The following is a 23,786-nucleotide window of genomic DNA, read 5'->3' on the forward strand; positions in this document are numbered from 1 at the left end:
CGTTCAGCTGCCTTCCGCCGCCCGGGCAGGAGGTGGTCATGGTGCGCCGGCAAGCACGGTGCCCCGAGTTCTCAAATTCCACCACCTCTACGCCGGGCACAGCCAGAACCATACGCATTCGCGGAAGGGTTCAACCCGGCCGCGCGCCTCATGCGCGCCCTGGACGAAAAAGACAGGTACATCCAGCGAGACAGCTGTTGTCCGGAAGTCGGTGTCCTGAAGTTGCGGGTACAGGACCGCGAAGGTGTCCATGGACGCGCGGTACAGTTCCAGGGCCCGCTGTACGGCAATGACGCCGTGAATGGTTCCGCCGGACTGGCCCATGAGACATATGCGGTCCTGGCCAAACCCGCTCCCGGAGGTGATTCGTCACCGCAAGAGTGTCCTCGACGTATCCCTCCACGCTAAGGGTGGAGGTTGGGTCAAGGTCCGGGTAGGACGTGCCTGTGCTGGTCAAGCGTGGCCACAACAAGTATTTCTTCGAGGGCAGGGAGATGGTTGCGCATGGCGCCGAGTCAGACCGTCAGGGCCTGCTGCGGGGGCGGTCGATGCTGGCCGGGCAATCACTGCAGCCAATGCAACAAGCGCCAGGCCGACGGCGATGGCAACGGTTCTCCGAATGCCGCGCCAAAGTGCTGCGTGGCGGCCGGGGAAGTGTTGGCCGGACCGCGTAAGCCCAGGTCCAAGGGCCGCGCCGAGAATCATGGGCCTGAGACCGAGAAGGGCGTGGAAACCGCGTCCTGCATCAACCACCCGGAGAGGAGCCCCCATCCTCCAGCCAAGGCCACAGCGTGGCCAGCCCGGTATACCTGCCGGACATGATGATGTTGCCGGGGCCCCAGAGGCACGCCTGAACTGCTCCCCGGAGGTTGGGCTCTTCGGCGGCGAACCGTTACTGGGCACCGTTTACAGCATCCTGGCCACGATGCTTCAGGGACATCCCATGCCGTTGCACGGACTTTCAGCATGAAGCGTTGCTGCTGCAGCATGCAGAGCCGAAAGTCCCAAGGTGCGGCGTATGGCCCTCCCTGGCCGGGAAGCCATACCGATAGCCCACTCTCCCCTTGGGGAAAGAGGACAGAACACATTGACAAGGGCAATCGAAATGTGGATCCTCAGTTCTACTGATCCACCACATTTAGTTGAACCGAAATCAGGTTCCCATGGACGACGACGGCTATGGAGAATTGAAACTGGACCTGCTCGGGTCCTGGCGACTACGCCGGGACGGCGTTGTCGTCCACGTCGCAACACGGCAGCAGCGGCTCATCGCAGCCCTGGCCATCAAGGGCCCACGTCTCCGCAGCTACCTCGTAGGGCTGCTGTGGCCCGAGTATCCCGATTCCAAGGCCTTGGAAAGCCTGCGGGTCAGCGTACACCTGACGTCCCGGCAGGTGCCGGGCCTGATCGTCAACGAAGGCAGGCTGCTGTCCCTGAGCGACCAGGTTGAAGTCGATCTGGACCGGATCCGGGAACACGCGCGGGTGTTGGGCCACGCCGGCATCGGGGCGGGCGCCGCCTCCCTGCTGGGCGAGCTTAAAGACGCACAACTGCTTCCCGGCTGGTATGAGGACTGGGTGGTTTTTGAACAAAGCCGGCTGCAGCAGGACAGGCTGCGCATCTTCACGGATATCGCCGCGAGGTCGCTCTCGCTGGGCGATTGCGGGACAGCTGGGGCAGCAGCTGAGGAGGCTGTGGGCATCGAACCGCTCTATGAGAATGCCGTCAGGCTGCTGATTCGGGCCGAACTGCAGCGAGGTAATCCCGCGGCCGCGTTGCGGGCCTATGAGCGGTACCGGCAGCAACTGCAGGAAGACATGGGGCTCCTGCCCGCGGAGCCAGTCAGGGAGCTCCTTGCCACCATCCTTGAACGGCAGCAGCGCGCGGTGAAGGAGCGCCTAGTTCCGGCCGGTGACTCCTGGCTGGGCGGCCAGCCAGCGCTTAACAACTTTTAGTACTTCTGCCGGGTCTGCAGTGGAAACAGTGTCCTGGTGACCTCCGGCTGTCTGTCCGTAGGTAATTCTTGCCCTGAAACCCTGGGGATGGCCCGGTTCGTGCCAGGTGCGGATGATCAACAAGCCTGTCGAGGGGACTTCCGGATCTGCACCGGACTCACCAGCGGGCTCGGACCAGCTGTGCTCTTGCATCGTCGCGGTCACGCCTCCCCGGGTTGAGTTCAATGCCTGGGAGGGCCGGGGCATGGCCCGGGCCCATCCATTACCGCCTGAAGCTGGTTCTCCCTGGCGGGATGCGTATTCAGGTGTTCTGATCTTGCTGGAGGAAAATCAGGAGTTGGCTCGCGTTTCCGAAATTTTTGCGCAAGAATGGCCGGCGCGGTCACCAGTGCATGACAGCAGACTGGCCGGACTCGCCGGCCCAGTACAGGCGGACACGCACGACGTACCGCCTGCCCTGGAACAGCTTTGCGGAGACCCGTGAGTTCCGGTCTTCTCCGCTGTCATCGTCCCCGCCGACGAAGCGCAACTCGCCCTGCACTTCCTCGAACAGGACCAGCACGGTATCGGCTGCGCCAAAGGTGCTTATCTCGTATTTGCGCGAGGCCTGGGGCTCCAGCGCAAAGTCAGCCTGGCCGCCGGGGACCAGTGAGAGCGGCACCGATTGAAAGGGCTGGAGAACGGGCAGCGTGGGGTGCAGGGCGGGAAAGAATTTCCGCACCCACTCCTTGTCTGCGGTGGACAGGCCTCCCGGCGGATTAAGCCCCGACTGGAAACGGGCAGGTTCCTTGATCAGTCCGGCGGGGAACCAGTACTCCATGACCGACTCAGGATCCCAGGAGGACCCGTCGACCTCACTGGTATCGATTTTCCGGAGGACATTGTGCAGTGTCTGCTCCGGCGGCCAGTGGTTGGGCGCGCCGCCGAAATATTCGTACACCTTCGCTTCGTCCCAGACGATACCGGAGAAGGGGTTCTGGTGTTCGTGCGGCAGGCCCAGGGTGTGGCCGATCTCGTGCAGGGCCGTGGTGCGGCCGTAATCGTCGGTGAGATCCCAGCCGAAATTCATGGTGGGCTCATTCGCGCTAATGCCCAGGACGTCCCGCCCGACGTAGGACCATGAGCCGTCGCCCTGGTCAAAGGCGATCCGTACTTCCGCCTCGCTGCGGTCTGCCACTTCTGAGAATTCCAGGCCGATGCCCAGGTCCTTCCATTCCTTGAAGGCTTTGCGGACTGCTTCCTTTTGTGGCGCTGGCGCGGCCAGGAACCAGTAGTGCAGCACAGTGCCGTTGACCCATTTGAGCCTCAACAGGCGGATGAGGCGCTCTCTGCGGGTCGACAGATCCGGACGGAGAACCGGACGGGTTTGGGGCTTTACGTCGCAGTGGGGCCCAGCTGGCTGGTCACTCACGACTACTTGGTCATCCATGGCTGGCTCCTCGAAAGCTGGTCACCTCAGACCAGTACACTGCGGTGCCGTTACGGCCGCGTTATCACGGACTGCTGGCCCCTGGTGCAAGGAAAAGGGCAGCGCCGTAACGTCCCGGTAACGGCTCAAGTGGTGCACTTGCCCAGAACAGGAGGCAGCACCTCTTAGTGAAAAATGATTCGGGTTCTTTGGTGCAGGAGGGACGAGGCATGGGATTCCCCGGCGATGATGGCAGGCTGCCGGTGATTTACGTCCGCGGTTTTGCCGGGACAGGCTCTGCCATCAACAATGCAGTGGATGACCCGTTTTACGGGTTCAGCCAGGGCTCCGTCCATGTCCGCGCCGACGGCAACGGGCGCGCAAAGTTTCACCAGTTCGAGTCCCCGATGCTGCGGCTTGTCACCGACCACAAGTATGAGGTGCCCGTCCATGGCGACCAGTGGGCCTTCCTGAACGGCGTGGAGTCCGGCTCCGTGAACCCGGCATCCGTTTGGATCCACCGGTTTTACGATGACTCCGCGGACACCTTCGGAGAGGAAGGGGAGAGCTTCTCCTTCGAAGACGCCGCCCGGGATCTGTTTGAGCTGATCAAGCTCGTGCTTGAGAAGACCGGCGCCCCCAAGGTTTTCCTGGTGGCCCATTCGATGGGAGGGCTGATCTGCCGCTCGCTGTTGCAGCGCGTTATACCGGAAACCCTTGCCGCCGAAGAGGGCAAGATCGACCCCGCCGCCGGGGCAAGGTACGTGGCACGGGTGTTCACCTATGCCACACCGCATGGCGGAATCCGCTTCGCCGTCGGCTTTGGTTTGCTTGAGAAAATCCGTGACGTCCTTGGTGTTCAAGGGGCAGACATTTTTGGACCGGACAGGATGTATGAGTACCTCACCCCGCCCGCGCTCAGGCGGCGACTGACGCGGAAGGCATTCGTAGGAACGCAGATGCCGGACGACGGTTTTCCGTTGGATGAACTGTTCTGCCTTGTAGGCTCCAATCCCGGCGATTATGACGTCGCTTTAGGCCTGTCGTCCAAAGCGGTAGGAGCCCGGAGCGACGGCCTGGTCCAGATAGACAACGCGGCTGTCCAGGGTGCGCCGCTGGCCGTGGTGCACCGAAGCCACAGCGGCCGTTACGGCATCGTCAATTCGGAAGAGGGATACCAGAACCTTCAGCGCTTCCTCTTCGGCGACCTCAAGATCGAAGTTGAGCTGGCCGGTTTCACTGTTGGGAAAGCGGCCCCGCCTGAGGTCGAGTTCCAGCTTGATGTTGGCCTGGCCATTCGGGGGCTGCCGGTTATGGTCCACGAACAGAGTGCCGCGCACTTCTGTCCCGTCCAGATCGAACATTGGAAGGAAGGGGACCCGATCGACTCGCCGTTGCCGCTGCTGACCACTTTCCTTTCCTCCAAAGCACCGCGGCCGCGGGTCGGCGGGAGGGAAGTGCCCCGGCTCCGTCACGCGCTCAGGCTGCGGTTGATGTCGATCAGGGAAAAGGAGGGACACTTCTTCTTTGATGACCATTTGGAGCAAACCGAGGACTGGCAGGACACCCTGGTCGTCGACATCGAACCTCCGGGCAAAGACCGGCCGCTGCCCAAAGCATGGGCGGCCTGGAACAGCGCCATTCCCACCGCTGTCCGCGACTGGAATCCCGAGGACAAGGACCAGTTACGGGACATGGACGATACTCCCGGCCGCTGGCGGGGGCACATCGGTGTTCCGGATTTTGCGAAGGACCTTCTGGGCGCCAATGCTGGAATCAACCTGACCGTGACTCCGCGGACCCTGGTCCTGTAGACCGGCCCGTAACAGAACGCAAACCGAACGCGAAGCGCAGGCCACCCCAGCCCGCGGCAGACACGGCTGCGGGGGAGCGGCGGGCCCCCGCAGAACTTTCGAAGGCGCGCCGCCCCTGGGTGTTCCCGCTGTGTCCGGAAAGGGCGCCCGGGCGAAAACATTGCTGTGGCAAGATCAGTTGGCATTCATTGGCCCGGAGACATTACGACGGCGCGCGGTCGCCTTTGGGCTGCGTTCGGCCACGTCACGTCGTGTGAGCGAGTTCCCTCGATGGCCGTAAGGTACAGGAACAGGGGAGGTCAACTGGCTGGGGGCGGCCCATCCCAAGCCGCTTCCAAGCTTTACTTTACATAATGTAGATTATCGGCGTTACATCAGTCAGTCCGGAAGCGGCCTGATCCGCCACCGGGACGCCTCACAGAAACACTCGAACAAGTCCGCAGGTCAGCGCCCCGTCCACCGTTGCCTTTATCCCGCCGCTCGCTAAGAATGAACCAATGACGGTCTACGTGCGTTCACTTGAAACTGCAGTTCCGAAAACAATGCTGATCCAGTCCGAGGCCCGAGACGTTTTTGCGGCGCAGCCCGGACTGACCCGGCTCGGTTCGCGCCTGGTGGGCACATGCTTCGACGCGGCGGCCATCGACACCCGGTTTACCGCCGTTGAGGAAATGACCAACGATTTCCAGGCTGAGGACCCGCAGTTTTACGATGCCGCCACGGGCCTGCTGCTGAATCCCAGCACCAAAGTGCGCAACGAGATCTTCGGCCGCGAGGCCACCAAACTGTTCGTCGCCGCCGCCCGCGGCGCCGTCGAGGCCTGCCCGGAACTCGATTTACTTGACATAACTCATCTGGTAACAGTCTCCTGCACCGGATTCTTCAACCCCGGGCCTGACTACAAAATCGTGCGGGAACTCGGCCTGGATCCTGCCGTCCAGCGTTACCACCTCGGCTTCATGGGCTGTTATGCGGCCTTTCCAGCCCTCCGGGCCGCCAAGTTGTTTTGCGAGGCCGACCCCACCGCGGTAGTCCTGGTTGTCTGCGCGGAACTGTGCTCGCTGCACGTGCGCACCTCCAACGATCCGGACACCATCATGGGATCGGCGCTGTTCGCCGACGGCGCCGCGGCCGCCGTCGTGACAGCCAGGCCGGGCACGGAGGAAAATGCCCTGCTGCAACTGGATCACTTCGAAACCGTCCTTACTCCCGTCGGTGAAGACTCCATGGCATGGAACATCGGCGACAACGGATTCGAAATGGTCCTGGGCAATTACGTTCCGCACATCATTGATGACCACATCGTTGGTGCGCTCCAGCCGCTCCTGGCCCGGGAGCCGGAACTCGCGGCACTCCCCTACTCCTCCATCCGCCATTGGGCCATCCACCCGGGTGGCCGGAGCATCCTGGACAAGGTCGAATCCCGGCTCGGCCTGACGGAAGAACAACTGGTCCCGGCCCGCGAAATCCTGAGGAACTACGGGAACATGAGCAGCGCCACAGTCCTGTTTGTCATCAAAAGCATCCTGGAACAGGCCCCCGAGCCGGGAGACGAACGGATCTGCTCCATGGCGTTCGGCCCGGGGCTCACGGTGGAAACCGCGCTGTTCACCAAACTACGGCAGGCCCCACGCCCTGTACCGGAAGAGCACAACGGGCAGGAGCGGCTGGCGGTGGAAGTTCCGGTGGCCTGAACCCAGTGGACTTCCTGCTGCGGCAGCGCGACGCCGGGGCCACGGAGATCATGGACCTGCCCGACTGCGACCCTGAGGCCCTGGACAATACGTACAGGCAGTTTGCCGTGGTTAACCGCGTGCTGTCCGGATGGCGGCGGCTGTATATTCGGGAACTGCGCCCCTTCCTTGCAGCCACCTCCCGCCCGGCGACGCTCCTGGACATCGGTTCGGGCGGCGGCGATCTCGCCACCATGCTGGCGCGCTGGGCCGCACGCGACCGGCTCACACTCCACATCACGGGCATTGATCCGGATTCCCGCGCCGCCGCCTTCGCCCTCCGCAGGCCTGCCGTTCCCAGTGTCAGTTTCCGGCAGGCCCACAGCACCGACCTTGTACAGGAGGGCAGGCAGTACGACTTCGTGATCTCGAACCATGTCCTCCACCACCTTGGTGCCGGCCAGCTGCAGGAGCTGCTGGCACACTCAGAAACGCTTGCCCGGAAAGCAGCGCTCCACAACGACCTCCGCCGCAGTCCGGCCGCCTATGCCCTGTTCAGCGCTGCAGCACTTCCTTTCCGCCACTCCTTCATCCGCGCGGACGGGCTGACCTCCATCCGCCGGAGCTATACGCGCGGGGAACTCAAGGCCCTCGCTCCCCCGGGTTGGACCGTCCGGGCCGGCAGCGCGTTCCACCAGGTCCTCGAATTCCAGGGGAACTGACATGGCCACAGATGTGGTGATCGTTGGCGGCGGACCGGTGGGCCTGTACCTGGCCGCTGCACTTCTCCAGGAGGGGGTCTCGGTCCGGATCCTCGAACAAAGGACTGAACGGAACATCCATACCCGCGCCATCGGAATCCACCCGCCTGCCCTCGACGCGCTGGACCAGGTACAGCTGGCAGCCGCTATGGTGCACGAGGGGGTGCCGATCCGTACAGGCCTTGCGGTCAGCGGCGGAAAAACGCTGGGGACCATGTCTTTCGACGGCGTTTCGGAGGCCTTCCCGTTCGTGCTGGCCCTCCCCCAGAGCCGGACGGAACAGCTCCTGGAGGATCGCGTCCGTGCCCTCGACAGCGAGGCCATCGTCACGGGCGTCAGAGTCACAGGAGTGCACGACGACGGCGCGCGGGCCGCCGTCGTCGTCGAACCTTCTGCTGGAGGGGAGGGTCAGCGCGATGTCACGGCGTCCTTCGTGGTCGCCGCCGACGGCGCGAGGTCCCACCTGCGCAAGGTGCTTGGCGTGCCCGTCTGTACCAAGGCCTATCCGGACCATTACCTGATGGGCGACTTTGCGGACTCCGGACGCCACGGGCAGATGGCAGTCCTGTTCCTTGAATCCGAGGGAATCGTCGAGTCATTCCCGCTGCCGGGCGGTCTGCGGCGGTGGGTGGTACGGCTCGGCAAGCCGGCGGAGGCAGCAGACGCCCATCAATTGGCCGGCCTCGTGCTGCAGCGGACGGGAATCCTGCCGGACGTGCAGACCAACACCATGCTGAGCGCATTCAGCGTACGGTCCACGCTGGCCCGTAGCACCGTGGCAGGACGGGCGCTGCTTATCGGGGACGCTGCGCACGAGATCAGCCCAATCGGCGGCCAGGGCATGAACCTTGGCTGGATGGCTGCCCGGGCCCTGTCGCCCCTGATCCGCCGGGGCGTGGCGGGAGAGCCCGTGGAAGGGGCACTGAAAGAGTTCGAGGTCCAACAGCTGCGTGCCGCCGTTGTTGCCAGGCGCCAGTCCGAAATCAACATGATGCTGGGCCGTCCCCTGCAGTCACCTTTCCTTCAGCTGCGAAACCTGGCCATTGGCACCGCCGCTTCGGTTCCAGCCATTAACCGGTGGACGGCCAGGCGCTTCACCATGCAGCCGCCACGAACGCCGGAAGGGCAGGCCGGTTAGGAACCATCCCGAAAGTAGCAGTCGTAGCTGTACTGGCTCACAATCCTGCCGTCCCTGACCTCGAAGACCGACGACGTCCTGGCGCGGATGGTCTCTCCCCTGTCCCAGTACGGCAGGTCCAGCAGGACTGTGGCCGACCAGTCCGCCTCCACCGCCACCCTCCCGCCTTCGCAGGTGGTGCGCCTGATGCTGAACACCTGGTCCGACACCACCTCCGAGCTCTGGTCAGCACCGGCAAGGACAGAGGCCAGCGTCCGGGTGGAACCCTCCGGCGCCAGGAGGTGCGGCGCTTCGACCAGCACGAAGGACTCCGCCAGGAAAGGCCGGATCTCAGCAGATCCTCCGCCTGCTTCCAGGACACGGATGAATCCCAGGACGCAGTCCAGGGCAGGGGTACTCACGGAGTGGTGTTCAGCCATGGAAAAGACACTAGCCCAGGCCGGCCGGCAGGATCCCACACCGCCAGTAGGCTTTTCAGCATGAGCCACAATCCGCCGGAAACCACCCTCAGCGACGAACAGATCAGGGAAGCTGTGGAGCGGCTCCTGTCAGCGGGCACGCTGCCGCCCATCGTCCAGGCCGGCCACCCCGCCCTGCGCCAGCGCGCCGCCGCTTGTGACGGACAGCTGTCGCCAGATCAGCTGGACCGGCTCATCGAGCTCATGCGGCAGGTGATGCATGAAGCTCCGGGCGTGGGGCTGGCAGCGCCGCAGCTCGGCATACCGCTCCAGATCGCCGTCATCGAGGACCAGTACGACGTCGACCCCGAGGCGGCAGCGCTGCGGAAGCGGAGTCCCCTGGAGTTCATGGCGCTCCTGAACCCCCGGTACACCCCGCTGGGCACGGAACAGGCCTCCTTTTACGAGGGGTGCCTATCCCTGAACGGACTGCAGGCAGTTGTTGCCCGGCCCGAAAAAGTCCTGCTGGAATTCCATGCGCCGGATGGCTCACGGGTACAGAGGGAGTTCTCGGGCTGGCAGGCCCGGATCGTGCAGCACGAGACAGACCATCTGAACGGCGTTCTCTACGTTGACCGTGCCCAGTTGCGTTCGCTCAGCAGCAACGCCGAGTACGCCGCCCGCTGGGCGGAGCCCGGAATCGGCAAAGCGCGTGAGGGGCTTGGGTTCGGTGACGGCCCCGTCGCCCTCCCCTGATGAAGGTACGGCTGACATAGGTACGGCGAAGGCAGCCAGGCGCAGCACCCTTGACTCCGCCCGCCGGGCAGCCCGTAGACAGCCCTAAGATAGAGCCTATGCCTTCCCCCGCGGACCTCCCGCTGCTGTGTCCAGTGTGTTCCCAGCCGTTGGAGCGGGTGGGGCCGGATGCCTCGGGGCAGACCCGCCTTGCCTGCGGCTCCGGGCACAGCTTCGACGCTGCCCGCCAGGGCTATTACAACCTGCTCGTGGGCAAAGGCACTGCTTTCGAGGCTGATACTGCCGGGATGGTGGAGGCCCGGTTCAACTTCCTGGCGGGCGGGCACTACCGGCCCCTCGCAGATGCCGTAGCGGCCGCCGTCGTTCCCTGCCTGGCCAGGGAACCCGCCGTCGTCCTGGACTCGGGAACCGGAACCGGACATTACCTGCGGGTCCTGCTGGACCACGCGGCCGCAGGAGGCCGGGGCGTAGCCGCCGTGGGCATGGACATTTCCAAGTTCGCCCTGCGGCGTGCTGCCCGGCTCAACGGCGAGGCACTGAACCTGGTCTGGGACGTGTGGCAGCCGCTGCCGGTGGCCGGCAATTCGGTGGACGCCATCACGGTCATTTTCGCGCCGCGCAATGCCCCGGAGTTCGCCCGTGTGCTGCGGCCAACGGGCCGGCTGGTGATGGTCACGCCACGTTCCGGGCACCTTGGCTCCATCGCCGGCATCACGGGCATGCTCGGAATCGAAGAAGACAAGGAGAGCCGGCTGGCCGCGGCGATGGCCCCCCATTTCACGGTCGCGGAGACCCTCGACATCGATATTCCTTTATCGCTGACCCGCAAGGAAGCAGCCGACCTTGCCTTCATGGGACCCGCAGGGCACCACCTTGATATCAGTGCCGTCGCCGGCCGGCTTGAAAGCCAGCCCGAGACAATCCAGTCCGAGGCAAGGTTCCGCCTCACTGTTTTCCGGCCCGCGGAACCCTCGCCAGCGTAACGACTTGGCCACTATCCCCCCACAAAAGTGCAGTGCCCCCCATTAGGCGGGCGCCAGCACTACGATGGAAGGACAGTTACTGGCGGGCCCTAAACGGGGCTTCCCGTAGCGAAGGGGGAGCATGATGTTCGAATGGTTGGGCGAAAACTGGTGGGCACTGTGGCTCTCGGCTTTCCTCGCTTTTGCAGTGATCGAGATGATCACCCTTGACCTTTTTTTCATCATGCTCGGCGGAGGTACCCTCGCCGCCATGGTGGCGGATTTCGCCGGCGCGGACCCCTGGCTCCAGATCGTGGTTTTCTGCGTCGTCTCCCTGCTCATGATTGCGTTTGTCCGGCCCGTGGCCCTGTCCCACCTGAAGAAGGGGCCGTCCGAGCAGCGGACCAACGTGGACCGCCTGATCGGCGAACAGGCAGTAGTAATGGAACCCGTCTCGTCCGACAGCGGCCTGGTGAAAATCGGCGGGGACATCTGGAGTGCACGCTCTGCGGCGGGAGTCCTTCCCGCCGGACAAAAAGTAGTCGTAGCCGCGATAGACGGCGCCACTGCCGTCGTCTCGGCGGCATCGGAAGCCGACGGCAAGTCCTGATACAGCCTGAACAATTGGGGAAAAAGGAGATGTATGGATAACGCAGGAGGAGCCGCACTCGCCATAGTGCTGGTGGTCCTGATCGTGTTTGTGATTATCGTTCTGGTCCGTGCGGTCCGGATCGTTCCGCAGGCACGCGCGGGAGTAGTTGAGCGGCTGGGCAAGTACCAAAGGACCCTCAATCCGGGACTGACCATCCTGATACCTTTCGTTGACCGGCTCCTGCCCCTGCTGGATCTTCGTGAGCAGGTGGTTTCGTTCCCGCCGCAGCCCGTCATCACAGAGGACAACCTGGTGGTCTCCATCGACACCGTGGTCTATTTCCAGGTAACTGATCCGCGCGCGGCGACGTACGAGATTGCCAATTACATCCAGGCCGTTGAGCAACTGACCACTACCACTTTGCGTAACGTCGTGGGCGGGCTGAACCTGGAGGAGGCACTCACCTCCCGCGACCAGATCAACGGCCAGCTCCGCGGCGTCCTGGACGAAGCCACCGGCCGGTGGGGCATCCGGGTTTCCCGTGTGGAGCTGAAGGCCATCGATCCGCCCCACTCCATCCAGGACTCGATGGAGAAGCAGATGCGTGCCGAGCGCGACCGGCGCGCGGCCATCCTGACTGCCGAGGGAACCAAGCAGTCAGCCATCCTGACCGCTGAGGGCCAGCGGCAGGCCTCGATCCTTGCAGCTGAAGGTGACGCCAAAGCGGCAATCCTCCGTGCTGACGGCGAAGCGCAGGCCATCCAGAAGGTCTTCGACGCCATCCACAAGGGCAATCCTGATCAGAAGCTTCTGGCCTACCAGTACCTGCAGACACTGCCCAAGCTGGCTGAGGGCTCCTCGAACAAGCTGTGGATCATTCCCAGTGAGGTCGGCGAGGCACTCAAGGGAATCGGCAACGCCCTGGGCGGGACTACCCCTGAATCCGCAGGCGGCCTGTTCGACGAAGTAGGGGCCAAGCCGTCCGAACCCTAGAACCCGGCGCCCGGATTCAGCATCCTGGCCGGCCGTGAGGGAGGGATCCGCTTCAGGGCGGGTCCCTCCTTTTGGCTGTTCCACCGGGATGCCGGTATAATTGTGTATTTGTCCGGCCGGAGCAGATCCGCTGGAACAACAAAGCTTCGCGATGCGTTGAATCTAGAGATGCAGCACAGAGCACACAGTAGTCCGGCGGCGCTTCGCCGCCACCGGCTAGCGCGGTGTTGTACACCGCGAACCGACCAGAGGGAGAAATCATGAGCGATCGCAGCCTGCGGGGCATGCGCCTTGGTGCACAGAGCATGGAGACCGAGTCCGGAGTAGAGCCGGCTCCGCGCCAGCGTGTTGAGTACCGGTGCGAGGACGGCGAGCAGGTCTTCGTCACCTTCTCCTCAGAGGCGGAAATTCCTCCTGTCTGGGTTTCCAAGACCGGCAAGGAAGCGCTCCTGGTTGATGGCGAACGGCCCGACACCAGCAACGACAAAGCTGTCCGTACCCACTGGGACATGCTCCTGGAACGCCGCTCGCTGCCCGAGCTTGAGCAGATCCTCGAAGACCGGCTGACCATCCTGCGCGAACGCCGCGGAGAGCGCCGCTCCGCCTAAAGGCTATGGCCTGTTGCTCTGACAGAAAAGGGAGCCGCCCTGCACTTTCGTGCGGGGCGGATCCCTTTTCTGTTGGTTCGGCTGTCCGCCGTAGCGGCGGTGCTGCAGCCTTAGGGGCGGCCGGCTGCTTTCTTGCGGGTCAGCGTGTTCCAGCGTGCCTGCAGGCCCCACTTGGTGACGTTGATCATGGCTTCCACCACGATGTTGCCGCTCATCTTGGAGGCTCCAAGTTCCCGCTCAACAAAAGTGATGGGCCGTTCCTCGATGCGAAGTCCCATCCGGGCCACACGGAAGGCGAGGTCCACCTGGAAGCCGTAGCCGACGGAATCCACCTGGTCCAGGTTGAGCTTCTCCAGCGTTGTTCTGCGGAACGCGCGGTACCCGCCGGTGACATCCTTGATGTTCAGCCCCAGCATGAGGCGGGCGTAGGTGCTTCCCACCCGGGAAATGGCCTGGCGGTACAGCGGCCAGTTCACGACCTTCCCGCCGGGAACCCAGCGGGAGCCCATGGCAAGGTCAGCGCCCTGCTCCACAGCTTCCAGGAGCTGGGGAAGCTGCTCCGGCTGGTGGGAACCGTCCGCGTCCATCTCCACCAGCACGTCATATCCGGCGTCCAGGCCCCACCTGAAGCCGGCAATGTACGCGGCTCCGAGCCCTTCCTTGCCCTTCCGGTGCAGGACATGAACCTGGGAATCCTCAGCGGCGAAACGGTCCGCGAGCTGGCCGGTACCGTCAGGGCTGTTGTCATCCACCACCAGAACATCCGACGCAGGAACTGCCGCGCGAAGCCGCTGCAGGGTCTTGGGCAGCGATTCCAGTTCGTTGTAGGTGGGAATGATGGTGAGGACTCGCACAGGGGGCCTTTCCTGGGGGAAATGGTCAGTGCGCCCGGCTGCGAACAGATCGGCGGAGGGCGCAACTATCAAGTATAGGACGGCAGCGTTCCGGTCAGGACCGCAGCGCCGGGCCTGCGTAAAGTTCGACGCCGTTGCGGACAGTCTGCAGGCACGCCGGATCACTGCCGGTATCCAGGGCAGGCAGCAGCGGCGTTCGCGCCCGCGGGTCGGTGCTCCAGGACTGGACCCGCCCGTCGGCGACCTGGACCATCAGTTCCTCAACCTCCCACACAGCGAAACTCGCGGGGGCCCCCGGTACCAGTTGGCCGGCCATCGGGTCGGCGTACTTCGCTGCCCGCCAGCCCGCACGCGTGTGGCCCAGGAAGGCGGCACGGGCGGAGATCCGCTCATCCTCGTTGTGGTGCTCCAGGCACGCCCTCACGCTGGACCAGGGGCGCAGCGGCGTCACGGGGCTGTCACTGCCGAAGCAGACGGGCACCCCGGCTGCGTAGAGGGTGGCGAACGGGTTCATGGACCGGCTCCGCTCCCCCAGCCTCTGCTCATAGAGACCTCCCGGGACTCCCCAGGCAGCGTCAAACGACGGCTGGGCACTGACCGTCACGGCATACCGGGACAACACCTCGACAGCGGCCGAATCAACCATCTCCACGTGTTCAAAGCGGTGCCCGGCAGCGCGCAGCCGCTGCTCACCCACTTCCTTGGCTGCCAGTTCCAGCGCGTCCAGCGCGGCGTCCAGCCCGGCGTCGCCAATGACGTGGAAACCACCCTGGACTCCGGCAAGCGAGCACGCCGCCAGATGCGCCGCGGCCTCTTCCACGCTGAGATAAAGGTTGCCCTGCTCCTCAGGAGCATCGCTGTAGCCGGACCGCAGGGCAGCCGTCCGGGAGCCCACGGAGCCATCGATGTTCAGGTCGCCGGCGAGCCCCCGCACCGCGAAGCCAAACTGGTCCAGGAGGTTGCGGACATCCTCTTCCGAGGACGCCAGTTCCCCCCAATAGGGCAGGACCTCGGGGACCCCTGCGGTTCCGGGCGCGCCGCTGTTCCAGGCCCCTGCGAGCCGGAGGTCCTCCGCACCGCCGATATGCGGTGCCCCCATTTCCGCTACTGCCACGTAACCGTTGGCTGCAGCTTCGGACAATGCCCGCGCCTGGTGGCGTTTCAACGCTTCTTCGGGCTGGCGCCGGGTTGCCTGCCGGGCGGCCGTGTGCGCGGCCCGGCGGACCCTGGCGCCGCCGTCGAACCCGTCCAACTGACTGACTCCGGCCGCAGCGGCGAGTGACCCGGAAATCAGCGCCGAGTGCACGTCCACCCGGGACAGGTACACCGGCCGTCCCGCTGATGCCCGCTCCAGTTCCGCGGCGGTGGGGAGGCTGCTGTCCGGCCAGGCGGTCTCGTCCCAGCCGTGGCCCAGGACAGGCCCGTCACCGGGGACAGCAGCCACGGCGTCGAGCAACTCCCTGGCTGACCGGATTCCGCCCAGCCGGAGCGAGTCCAGCGCGATGCCCGTCTCGGTCAGGTGGATGTGGGAGTCCACGAACCCTGGCGTCACGAGGGCTCCGCGGAGATCGATGATTTCCATGGAGCTGTCCGCGATGGAGGTGGCCGCCTGTTCGGATCCCACCCAGGCCACCGTGCCGCCATCCACCACCATTGCCGTGGCAAAGGGGTCGGCGGCGGTGTAGACGGAGCCGTTCCGGTAAAGGACTGTTTTTGCGCGCGGGACGGGCAGCGGTTCAGGTTGGGACATACGGGGCAGTGCTCCTGGCGTTGGGGCGCGCCGGCGGGCAGCCGGCGTTGCTGGTCAGAGGACGGAGGAATAAGCCACGACACCGCGGCGGATCAGGGAGATGGCCTCGGCACAGAGCCTGGCCAGGCGGGGATCCAGCCCGGGGATCTTGGCGAGCTGGTCCAGCAGGTCCACAACCTGCTTGACCCAGCGGACAAAGTCACCCGCGGCCAGGTCCGTGCCGCTGAGGACGTCCTGCAAATGCCGGCCCTTGGCCCACTTATAGACAGGCCAGACAAGCCCCAGTTCAGGTTCGCCGGTCAGCGGAAGCTTCTTGTCCTCTTCCACATCCTCAAGCGCGGACCATTCACGGACGACGATATCCACCGATGTCTCCAGCGAAATACTGGGCATCCGTGGCCTCAGCCCCCGGTCTTCGCGTTTCGCCTGGTACACCAGCACGCTGGCGAGGGCCGCAACCTCCACTGCGTCCAGGTCATCGAACGCGCCAAGCCGCAGCGACTGGGAAATCAGCAGGTCCTTTTCACCGTAGATCCGCCGGAGACGCTGGCCGTCAGGGCTGATGGAGAGCCGCCCGTCCGCTGCCTGTTCAAGGTACCCGTAGGTGGAAAGGACATCACAGACGCGGTCAAAGGTCTTGGCAATTGTGTTGGTCCTGCCCTGGATCTGCCGGACCAGCCCGTCGGTTTCGCGGCGGAGCTTCCACCAGCGCTCGGACCAGCGGGCATGGTCTTCGCGTTCGCTGCAGCCATGGCACGGGTGGGCGCGGAGCGCGCGGCGGAGGTCCGCAATGCGCTTTTCCTGGTCGGGCAGGGCGGTGGCGAGGCCAAAGTCGTTGTTGCGGTTGTTGCCCGGTGCGGGCGGCCGGTTTTCGCGCAATGCATTCCGGGCCGAGGAGGCCAGGTCCCGGCGGGACTTGGGCACTTTGGCGTTGAAGGACTTGGGAATGCGGATGCGCGTCACCGGAGCGATGGGTCCCTCCAGGTCGTCGGTCCCAATCCTGCGCAGCTGGTTGTCCAGCGTCAGGACGGCCGGCCGTGGCTCCCGGCTGGTGTGGTCCGAACTGAGCACAATAGCCGGACCAGGCGCCCTCCCGCCGGGAACGTCCACCACGTCACCCGGCAGCAACCGGGCCAGCGAATCGTCACTGAGCGACTTCCGGACGCGGGACTTGGTGCGGGAGCCTGCGTTTTCGGCGTCGGACAGTTCCCTGCGCAGCCGTGCGTACTCGGTGAAGTCACCCAGATGGCAGGTCATGGACTTTGCGTACCCGGCCAGCGATTCCTCCCGGCTGCGCACCTGCCTCGCCAATCCCACAACGGAACGGTCAGCCTGGAACTGGGCAAACGAGGACTCAAGGATCTCGCGGGCCCTTGCCCGGCCAAACTGTGCCAGGAGGTTGATGCTCATGTTGTAGGTGGGCCGGAAACTCGAGTTCAACGGGTAGGTGCGACGCGACGCAAGGCCGGCGACCGCCGTCGGATCCGTTCCAGGCTGCCACAGCACCACGGCGTGGCCCTCCACGTCGATGCCGCGGCGGCCGGCACGGCCGGTCAGCTGGGTGTACTCCCCTGCCGTGATATCCACGTGGGCTTCGCCGTTGAACTTGTCCAGCTTCTCGAGCACCACGGAACGGGCAGGCATGTTGACGCCCAGGGCTAGGGTTTCCGTGGCGAACACCGCCTTGACCAAACCGTCAGCGAAGAGCTTCTCCACCACTTCCTTGAACGTGGGAAGCATGCCGGCGTGGTGTGCTGCGAAGCCGCGGATCAGGCCGTCACGCCAGGTCCAGAAGCCCAGGACGTCCAGGTCATCCGGCGGAATGTCCTGCCCGGCCTCATCAACGCGCTGGGCAATGATGCTCTGTTCCCTCTCAGTGGTGAGCCACAGCCCGGACCCCACGCACTGCGCCACCGCTGCGTCACAGCCCGCCCTGGAAAAGATGAAGGTGATAGCGGGCAGCAGGTCCATGCGGTCAAGGCTTGCGATGACCTGCGGCCGGCTGGCCGGGCGCACACCCCGCTCGTCTCCGCTCCGGCCGGGCCGGTCATTGCCGCGCCGTCCGCGCTGGCCGCGTCCGCCAGGTCCTCCCTGGCGGCCGCGGAAATTCTGCTGGATTTCGCTGCGCGCCACCTTCAGGAGGTCGGGATTGACGTCGAAGCCGCGCCCCTTGGTGCCGTCAGCAGACGGGACCGGCTGCGTCCCGTCGCCGTCCACGGGCGGGGCGATTTCATCGAAGGTGGTTTCCCCGGCAAAAAGATCCATGACCTGGCGGCCCACCATAACGTGCTGCCACAGGGGTACCGGCCGGTGCTCGGAGACGATGATGTCGGTGTCGCCGCGCACGGTGTCCAGCCAGGCGCCGAACTCCTCGGCGTTGGAGACGGTGGCGCTGAGTGAGACAACCTGCACCTCGCTGGGAAGGTGGATGATGACTTCCTCCCAGACGGCGCCGCGGAAGCGGTCGGCGAGGTAATGGACCTCATCCATTACCACATAGCCGAGGTCGTCTAGGGTTGCCGAGTCCGCGTACAGCATGTTCCGGAGGACTTCCGTGGTCATCACGACGACGGGCGCGTCGCCATTGATGCTTGTGTCGCCGGTGAGCAGGCCTACGTTCCCGGCACCGTACTTCTCGGCCAGCTCGGTGAATTTCTGGTTGCTGAGGGCCTTAATCGGGGTGGTGTAGAACGCCTTGAGGCCGCGCTCCAGGGCGAGGTAGATGGCGAATTCCCCGACGATCGTTTTCCCGGCTCCAGTGGGGGCCGCCACCAGCACTCCCCTGCCCTCCTGCAGGGAGTGACAGGACTGCCGCTGGAAATCGTCCAGCTCGAAGTCGAGAGTGCGGACGAACGCTCCAAGGTACGTCGCTGCTTCGGCCCTGCGTTCGGCGCTGGCCTGGTACCGCTCTGCGGGGGAAAGCTCTTCGAAGTCAGTGGGCCCGGGAGTGAACGGTCCAGAGGAAGAAGGCCCGGTGTTGGAGGACATACCCCAAGCCTAACGGGCGCCTAGAGGTTCTTCAGCTCACTGCCCGGGGTGGCGATGTCTGCTGTTGCGTCTGTTTCAGCCGCCCGCTTCGCCTCCCGGCGTGCCCGGCGCTTGTCGTTCATCAGGCAAATGCCGATTGCTGCAAAGAACAGCACCAGGAGCGGCCCTGCCAGCATGAACATCGAAATGGCGTCGGCGCCGGGGGCCGCAATCGCGGCAAGGACGAACACCAGGAACACGGTGATGCGCCAGGCCTTGAGGATGGTCTGCCCCGAGATGACACCGGCCATGTTGATGCCCACCAGGACCACCGGCACCAGGAAGGCGATGCCCAGCACCAGGACCATCCGGGTGACGAACTCGATGTAGGTACGCGCATCGATGACGCTGGACGAACCGTCCGGAGTGAACTGGGTGAGTGCCCTGACCACTTGCGGGACCACAAGCCAGCCTGCCCAGATGCCGGCCAGGAACAGCGGGACCGCAGCCGCCATGTACCCCAGCGTGTACCGGCGCTCCTTGGAAGTGAGGCCCGGCGTGATGAAGGCCCACAACTGGTAAATCCAGATCGGGCTGGAGATCACCACGCCAATCAGCAGCGACATCTGGAGTTTGAAGTCGAAGGGGGACGCGATGGTCCCAAAGTTGATTGCCGAAAGCCCGCCCGTCTGCTGGGAGATGCGGTTGACCGGATCGGCCAGGGCTTTCAGCAGCGGATCGTAAAGTATCCATCCTCCGATGCCGCCAATGACGACGCCGATGGCCGACTTGATCAGCCGGTTCTTCAGCTCCTTGAGGTGGTCCCAAAGAGCCATCCGCCCCTCGGGGTTGGCTTTACGGGCCCGCGACAGTGCCACTGGGGGTCAGGCGCGGTTCGACGGCGGAACGTCAGTGCCGTCGGTCGGCTCGCCGGGCTGCGCCTTGGGGTGGTTGACGATGGTTCCTTCCACCGGGCCTGAAGGGTCGGTGGACTCGGGCTTGCCGTCGTTCTTCATTTCCTTGACCTCGGATTTGATGATCCGCATGGACTGTCCAAGGCTGCGCGCCATGGCCGGAAGTTTCGGGGCGGCAAAGAGAAGCAAAGCAACAACAATGATAATTACGATGGGCCAGGGGCCATCAAAGAGTCTTCCCACGGGAAATCCTTTCGTCTAAGTTCATTTTACTTCTAAGTAAAGTCGAGATCGCCGAGCGCCTGCGGCTGGCCCCGGTCTTTCTTGCGCTGCACTCGTCGCTGGCGGCGCATTTCCCGTCGGGACGACTTGGATGCCTCGTAATCATGTCGCATGAGCGTGGGCGAGGCAAAAACCGCCGCACCCGGCGGGGGCGTTGCCGGATCTGCAGCGTCCGGCATAGCCATGGGGCCCAGGTGCCCCAGCTTCTCGCCGGCTGCCCCCAAATCCTTGACGGTCGCCATGAACTGGCGGAACAGGCGAATGCCCAACAGGACATAGAAGAGCAGTGAGAGCGCAACGAGCGCCACCCATATCAGGATCCAGGACCACCAAGGCATGCTGAGAAGTCTAGCCGCCGTACCTGGCCAAGGATGCCGTTAACCACCTGCGGGACGCCTCCGCCAGTTCACCTGGCGCCAGGATCCTGGCAGAACCGCCATGCTGGGCCACGAACATCGGCAGCCAGTCCGTCGTGCCGAACCGGATCTCGGCCACCAGCCCGCCGTCGGGCAGCTCTGCAGTGCGTTCCGCGTAGTAGTCGTCTGCAAGCCCCCTCCCCTGCCGGGTGAGCTGGACGGTGACGGTGGTGTCGTCGTCGCTGGCGGTGAAGAGCCTGGCAGGGACTCCTTCGGCGGGCGTGATGCCGGCAGAGATGGAAGCACCATTCGGGTGGACGTCCTGGACACGGTCCAGGCGGAAGTTCCGGAGGCCGCGCACCAGGTGGCAGTAGGCCTCGAAGTACCAGGTGTTGTCCAGCGAATACAGGCGGAAGGGGTCCACGTCCCGTTCGGTGATGGTGTCCCGCTGGGGCGAAAGGTAGCGGAGCCGGAGCTGCGAGCGGGATTCGATGGCCTGCCTGACCGTGGCGTGGGTGGCAGCGTCGGCGGGTGCCACTTCCGGACCGGCAAGGGATGCCGCCCGGAGTCCTTCTTCACCAGCGGCCGCCAGCAGCTTCAGGGTCACCGATTCCAGCGCGCCGCCCTCGGCCACTTCCGGCAGCCCGTTCAGGGTCTCCAGCCCGGCCAGGAGGGCGCAGGCTTCCTCCACGGTGAAGCGGACCGGTTTTGTCAGGTCCAGGTCCTGGGTGATGTAGACGTGGTCGTCGTCCCAGTGGATGTCCAGGAGATCGTCAGGGTATCCCTCCGGCAGGCCGGAGCAGATCAGGATCTGCAGATCATCCTCCAGCTCCTTCCTGGTAATGCCGAACCGGTCTGCCACGTCCTGGATGTGCAGGCCCTGGTTGTGCACCAGGAAGGGCACCAGCTGCAGCATCCGCTTGAGCTGGTCCTCGGACGTGCGTTTGCGGACAGCAGCGGCCCGGGCTGTGCCGAAGCTGTACGGAGGCTCGGGCTGGGCGCTGAACTCCGCAGCCGCGCGCAGCCTGCGGAGGACGGCAGCCACAAGCTCAGGCGGGGCTATGGCGTGCGCGTCCGGTCCGTAGGAGGCCAGTTCCTCAGCCAGTGCCTCGGGGTCGCGGTACTGCACGGACAGCCGCTCGTAGCCGGCCTCACGCCTGCCGGCCGTGCCACCCTCCGCGGAACTGCGCCGCCGCAGGGCCAGCAGCTTTCCTTCGCGGACGTCGACGACGGCGGTGCGCAGCGGCAGTTCAGGGAGGCGGTCCAGCTCCCGCCGGACGTTGAAGTGCGCCGGTGGCGTGTACAGCTCCCTGTCCAGGGTTGTGACAGCACTGGTGATGCGGGAAAGACGGAAGTGGCGCGGTGCTTCCCGGGCACGGTCGTGGCCTACCAGGTACCACTGGCCAAACCGGCTGCCCAAGCCCCACGGCTCCACTGTCCGCAGCTCCTCGTTGCCTGTGCTGCCTGCAAGGTAGGTGAAGGTGACCGGGTGCCGGGAGTGCAGAGCAGAGACCAGGTCGTCGAAGGCCTGTCCTGCCGGCTTGATGCGGGGCTGGACGCCGGCGGGAAGGGCGACGTCGGCAAGGCGCCCTGACGCCTGGAGTTTCCGGAGGGCGCTCTGCGCCGCAGTACCAAGGGCGGCGCGCTCCCACAGCTGTGAGGCCAGGAGGAGGACAGTCCATTCGTCCGGCCCCAGCTGGACATCCGGAAGGCGGTTGGACTCCTTGCCGATGCGGTAACGGGTGGTGGCAGGATCATCCTCGCTCCACCCCATGTCCGTCAGGGTTTCCACCTCGAACCCGAACTGGCGCAGGTCGTTTTTGTCCCGCTCGAACATCCGGCCGAAAGCCACGTCATTGCCGGAAGAATCGTGGTAGACCTTTTCGCGCAGCTCACTGCGGCGCAGCCCATACCGGGTGTTCAGGAGTGCGATCAGCAGGTTGAGGAGGCGTTCAGTTCGGGATACGGGCACTCTGGCTACGTTACTAAAGTCCGCGGCGGAACGCAGAAAGCGCGGCAGCACCAGGATTTTGCGTCCTGGTGCTGCCGCGCTTTGGCTGTACAGCTAGCCGGTCATCCTTCTTAGCGGACTCCGACCAGGTCCACCACGAAGATCAGGGCTTCGTTCGGAGCGATGGCTCCGCCGGCGCCGCGGGAGCCGTAGGCCAGCTCCGAGGGGATCTCCAGGCGGCGGCGGCCGCCCACCTTCATGCCCAGCAGGCCCTGGTCCCAGCCCTGGATGACCTGGCCGACGCCAACGCGGAAGTCCAGCGGGGCGCCCCGGCCCCAGGAGGCGTCGAACTCTTCGCCGGTGGACCAGGCCACGCCAACGTAGTGGGTGGAAACGGTGTCGCCGGCCTTGGCTTCGCGTCCGTCGCCCTCAATGAGGTCGGTGATGACCAGTTCCGTGGGGACATCACCTTCCGGGAAGTCGATCTCGGGCTTCTGGCGGTCGAATTCACGCTGTCCAAATGACATGGTTGCTCCTTTAATGTCTGTGCTGCTTTTATCTGTGCGGCTGGTTGATGCAGCCGCGGACCGGCCGCGGCAGGGCGGTAACCGGTGGTGCTTCGCCTGTAAGTGTTGCTACTTAGCCCCGAGGATGTCCACTACGAACACCAAATCTCCCTTGGCCTCGCCCTGTCCGGCGTCGCCGTAGGCAAGATCCTTGGGGATGACCAGGAGGACGCGGGAGCCTACTGTCTTGCCGGCAAGGCCCTGGGTCCAGCCCTTGATGACACCGGTGAGCGGGAAGCTTGCGGGTTCGCCGCGGTCAAAGCTCGAGTCGAATTTGGTGCCGCCCTCAAGGGTGACGCCCACGTAGTTCACGGTGAGGGTGTCGGATTCCTTCACGGTGGCGCCGTTGCCCTTGATGAGGTCCTGGGAAACCAGGACCGTCGGGGCAGCCACACCCTCGACGTTGATCTCGGGGACGCCGTCCTTCTCGGACACGGTGGGCAGTCCCGCCGGCGGGGTGACGGTCTCGCCCTCAGGCTTTTCCAGTACGGCCGCCACGTCCTCGGCGGACAGGACCTTGATGATCAGCAACTGCGTGGGCTGGGCGGCGGCGGAGGGGCTGGGGCTGGCTCCGTCCGAGGGGCTCGGGGCATTCTGCTGTCCGGGGACAGCGAGGGCCAGGCTGGAGCCCACCTTGGCGCCAACGAACGCGTTGTAGATGACCTCGCTGCTGGTCTTCAGTTCGTCGTTGAGCTCGAGGGGTTCGGGCTCGCCGGGAAAGGTGTCCTCAAGGGTACTTCCGTCAGTGCCGTTGAGGGCCAGAATGGAGATGTTGGCGACCTGGTTTGCCTTCACCGTCTCGCCGCTGCCCTCGGTGATGACCTTGATAGTGGGTTCTGCCACTTCCAATGGCTTGGTGAATTCCACTCCGGGGGCTTTCTTGTCCCCGTTGTCGGTCAGTTTGAGGGAGTCGAACTTGGCAGTCTCGCCGGCGGATACGCTGGTGGGTTCCGGCTCTGCGGTTGAACCGCCGCAGGCGGTCAGCAGCAGCAGACCGGGAAGAAGAATTGCTAGTAGTCGGCGCACGTAAGAAAACTTTCGTCGGGGCAGGGTGGATGCGATGTTCCGCATGGCAACGGCCGGCATCG

At 64.7% G+C, this 23,786-nt stretch carries 22 protein-coding genes; 10 read left to right on the forward strand and 12 right to left on the reverse strand.

The window, feature by feature from the left end; genetic code table 11:
- Positions 1–87 precede the first annotated feature (87 nt).
- Positions 88–324: a hypothetical protein gene (locus IEX33_RS09585; protein WP_188729662.1), complete on the reverse strand. Its 237-nt coding sequence runs from the start codon at positions 322–324 to the stop codon at positions 88–90.
- 818 nt (positions 325–1,142) lie between these two features.
- Here IEX33_RS09585 and IEX33_RS09590 point away from each other — a divergent pair.
- Positions 1,143–1,955 (forward strand): AfsR/SARP family transcriptional regulator, encoded by an 813-nt coding sequence (locus IEX33_RS09590; RefSeq protein WP_229675311.1) that lies wholly within the window; start codon positions 1,143–1,145, stop codon positions 1,953–1,955.
- A 382-nt stretch (positions 1,956–2,337) separates the two neighbouring features.
- Here IEX33_RS09590 and IEX33_RS09595 read toward each other — a convergent pair whose 3' ends face one another.
- Positions 2,338–3,264 (reverse strand): M12 family metallopeptidase, encoded by a 927-nt coding sequence (locus IEX33_RS09595; protein WP_229675312.1) that lies wholly within the window; start codon positions 3,262–3,264, stop codon positions 2,338–2,340.
- Positions 3,265–3,593: 329 nt separating this feature from the next.
- On the opposite strand from IEX33_RS09595, the gene IEX33_RS09600 reads away from it, so the two are divergent.
- From IEX33_RS09600 to IEX33_RS09615, 4 genes are all read left to right on the forward strand, one after another.
- Complete coding sequence (locus IEX33_RS09600) at positions 3,594–5,177, forward strand: esterase/lipase family protein (RefSeq protein WP_188729665.1); 1,584 nt, start codon at positions 3,594–3,596, stop codon at positions 5,175–5,177.
- Positions 5,178–5,674: 497 nt separating this feature from the next.
- On the forward strand, positions 5,675–6,871 hold the full coding sequence (locus IEX33_RS09605) for a type III polyketide synthase (RefSeq protein WP_188729667.1): 1,197 nt from the start codon (positions 5,675–5,677) through the stop codon (positions 6,869–6,871).
- Positions 6,872–6,876: 5 nt separating this feature from the next.
- Positions 6,877–7,572, forward strand: coding sequence for a class I SAM-dependent methyltransferase (locus IEX33_RS09610; RefSeq protein WP_188729669.1), 696 nt, complete (start codon positions 6,877–6,879; stop codon positions 7,570–7,572).
- A 1-nt stretch (position 7,573) separates the two neighbouring features.
- On the forward strand, positions 7,574–8,749 hold the full coding sequence (locus IEX33_RS09615; RefSeq protein WP_188729671.1) for an FAD-dependent oxidoreductase: 1,176 nt from the start codon (positions 7,574–7,576) through the stop codon (positions 8,747–8,749).
- Here the strand turns inward: IEX33_RS09615 and IEX33_RS09620 are convergent.
- Positions 8,746–9,168 (reverse strand): nuclear transport factor 2 family protein, encoded by a 423-nt coding sequence (locus IEX33_RS09620; protein ID WP_188729673.1) that lies wholly within the window; start codon positions 9,166–9,168, stop codon positions 8,746–8,748. The genes IEX33_RS09615 and IEX33_RS09620 overlap by 4 nt on opposite strands.
- Positions 9,169–9,228: 60 nt before the next feature.
- Between IEX33_RS09620 and IEX33_RS09625 the strand changes: the two genes are divergently transcribed.
- From IEX33_RS09625 to IEX33_RS09645, 5 genes are all read left to right on the forward strand, one after another.
- Positions 9,229–9,903 carry a peptide deformylase gene (locus IEX33_RS09625; RefSeq protein WP_188729675.1) on the forward strand — a complete coding sequence of 225 codons (675 nt, stop codon included), beginning with the start codon at positions 9,229–9,231 and terminating at the stop codon, positions 9,901–9,903.
- 98 nt (positions 9,904–10,001) lie between these two features.
- Entirely contained in the window at positions 10,002–10,886 is an 885-nt protein-coding gene (locus tag IEX33_RS09630) for a putative RNA methyltransferase (protein ID WP_188729677.1), read from the forward strand.
- A 124-nt stretch (positions 10,887–11,010) separates the two neighbouring features.
- Complete coding sequence (locus IEX33_RS09635; RefSeq protein ID WP_188730123.1) at positions 11,011–11,475, forward strand: NfeD family protein; 465 nt, start codon at positions 11,011–11,013, stop codon at positions 11,473–11,475.
- A gap of 33 nt (positions 11,476–11,508) precedes the next feature.
- On the forward strand, positions 11,509–12,450 hold the full coding sequence (locus IEX33_RS09640) for an SPFH domain-containing protein (protein WP_188729678.1): 942 nt from the start codon (positions 11,509–11,511) through the stop codon (positions 12,448–12,450).
- A 260-nt stretch (positions 12,451–12,710) separates the two neighbouring features.
- The gene (locus IEX33_RS09645) at positions 12,711–13,058 is read left to right on the forward strand and encodes an RNA polymerase-binding protein RbpA (RefSeq protein ID WP_013600997.1); all 348 of its coding nucleotides are present in this window, start codon (positions 12,711–12,713) and stop codon (positions 13,056–13,058) included.
- A gap of 110 nt (positions 13,059–13,168) precedes the next feature.
- Here IEX33_RS09645 and IEX33_RS09650 read toward each other — a convergent pair whose 3' ends face one another.
- The 9 genes from IEX33_RS09650 to IEX33_RS09690 form a co-directional block, all read right to left on the reverse strand.
- Positions 13,169–13,912 carry a polyprenol monophosphomannose synthase gene (locus tag IEX33_RS09650; protein ID WP_188729679.1) on the reverse strand — a complete coding sequence of 248 codons (744 nt, stop codon included), beginning with the start codon at positions 13,910–13,912 and terminating at the stop codon, positions 13,169–13,171.
- Between the two features lie 94 nt (positions 13,913–14,006).
- A complete protein-coding gene (locus IEX33_RS09655; protein ID WP_188729681.1) occupies positions 14,007–15,662 on the reverse strand; it encodes an amidohydrolase in 1,656 nt (551 codons plus the stop codon).
- Positions 15,663–15,716: 54 nt separating this feature from the next.
- Complete coding sequence (locus IEX33_RS09660; protein WP_188729683.1) at positions 15,717–18,650, reverse strand: DEAD/DEAH box helicase; 2,934 nt, start codon at positions 18,648–18,650, stop codon at positions 15,717–15,719.
- 20 nt (positions 18,651–18,670) lie between these two features.
- Positions 18,671–19,465 (reverse strand): twin-arginine translocase subunit TatC, encoded by a 795-nt coding sequence (gene tatC / locus IEX33_RS09665; protein WP_104187123.1) that lies wholly within the window; start codon positions 19,463–19,465, stop codon positions 18,671–18,673.
- Positions 19,466–19,513: 48 nt separating this feature from the next.
- On the reverse strand, positions 19,514–19,786 hold the full coding sequence (gene tatA, locus IEX33_RS09670) for a Sec-independent protein translocase subunit TatA (RefSeq protein WP_104187125.1): 273 nt from the start codon (positions 19,784–19,786) through the stop codon (positions 19,514–19,516).
- 32 nt (positions 19,787–19,818) lie between these two features.
- Positions 19,819–20,163, reverse strand: coding sequence for a hypothetical protein (locus IEX33_RS09675; RefSeq protein ID WP_188729686.1), 345 nt, complete (start codon positions 20,161–20,163; stop codon positions 19,819–19,821).
- A 10-nt stretch (positions 20,164–20,173) separates the two neighbouring features.
- A complete protein-coding gene (locus IEX33_RS09680) occupies positions 20,174–22,153 on the reverse strand; it encodes a helix-turn-helix transcriptional regulator (protein WP_188729687.1) in 1,980 nt (659 codons plus the stop codon).
- A gap of 110 nt (positions 22,154–22,263) precedes the next feature.
- Positions 22,264–22,659, reverse strand: a complete 396-nt coding sequence (locus tag IEX33_RS09685; RefSeq protein ID WP_066275847.1) for an FKBP-type peptidyl-prolyl cis-trans isomerase — start codon at positions 22,657–22,659, stop codon at positions 22,264–22,266.
- Between the two features lie 108 nt (positions 22,660–22,767).
- Positions 22,768–23,724: an FKBP-type peptidyl-prolyl cis-trans isomerase gene (locus tag IEX33_RS09690; protein ID WP_188729689.1), complete on the reverse strand. Its 957-nt coding sequence runs from the start codon at positions 23,722–23,724 to the stop codon at positions 22,768–22,770.
- Positions 23,725–23,786 lie beyond the last annotated feature (62 nt).

This window comes from Pseudarthrobacter scleromae (genome assembly GCF_014644515.1).
GTDB classification, from domain to species: domain Bacteria; phylum Actinomycetota; class Actinomycetes; order Actinomycetales; family Micrococcaceae; genus Arthrobacter; species Arthrobacter scleromae.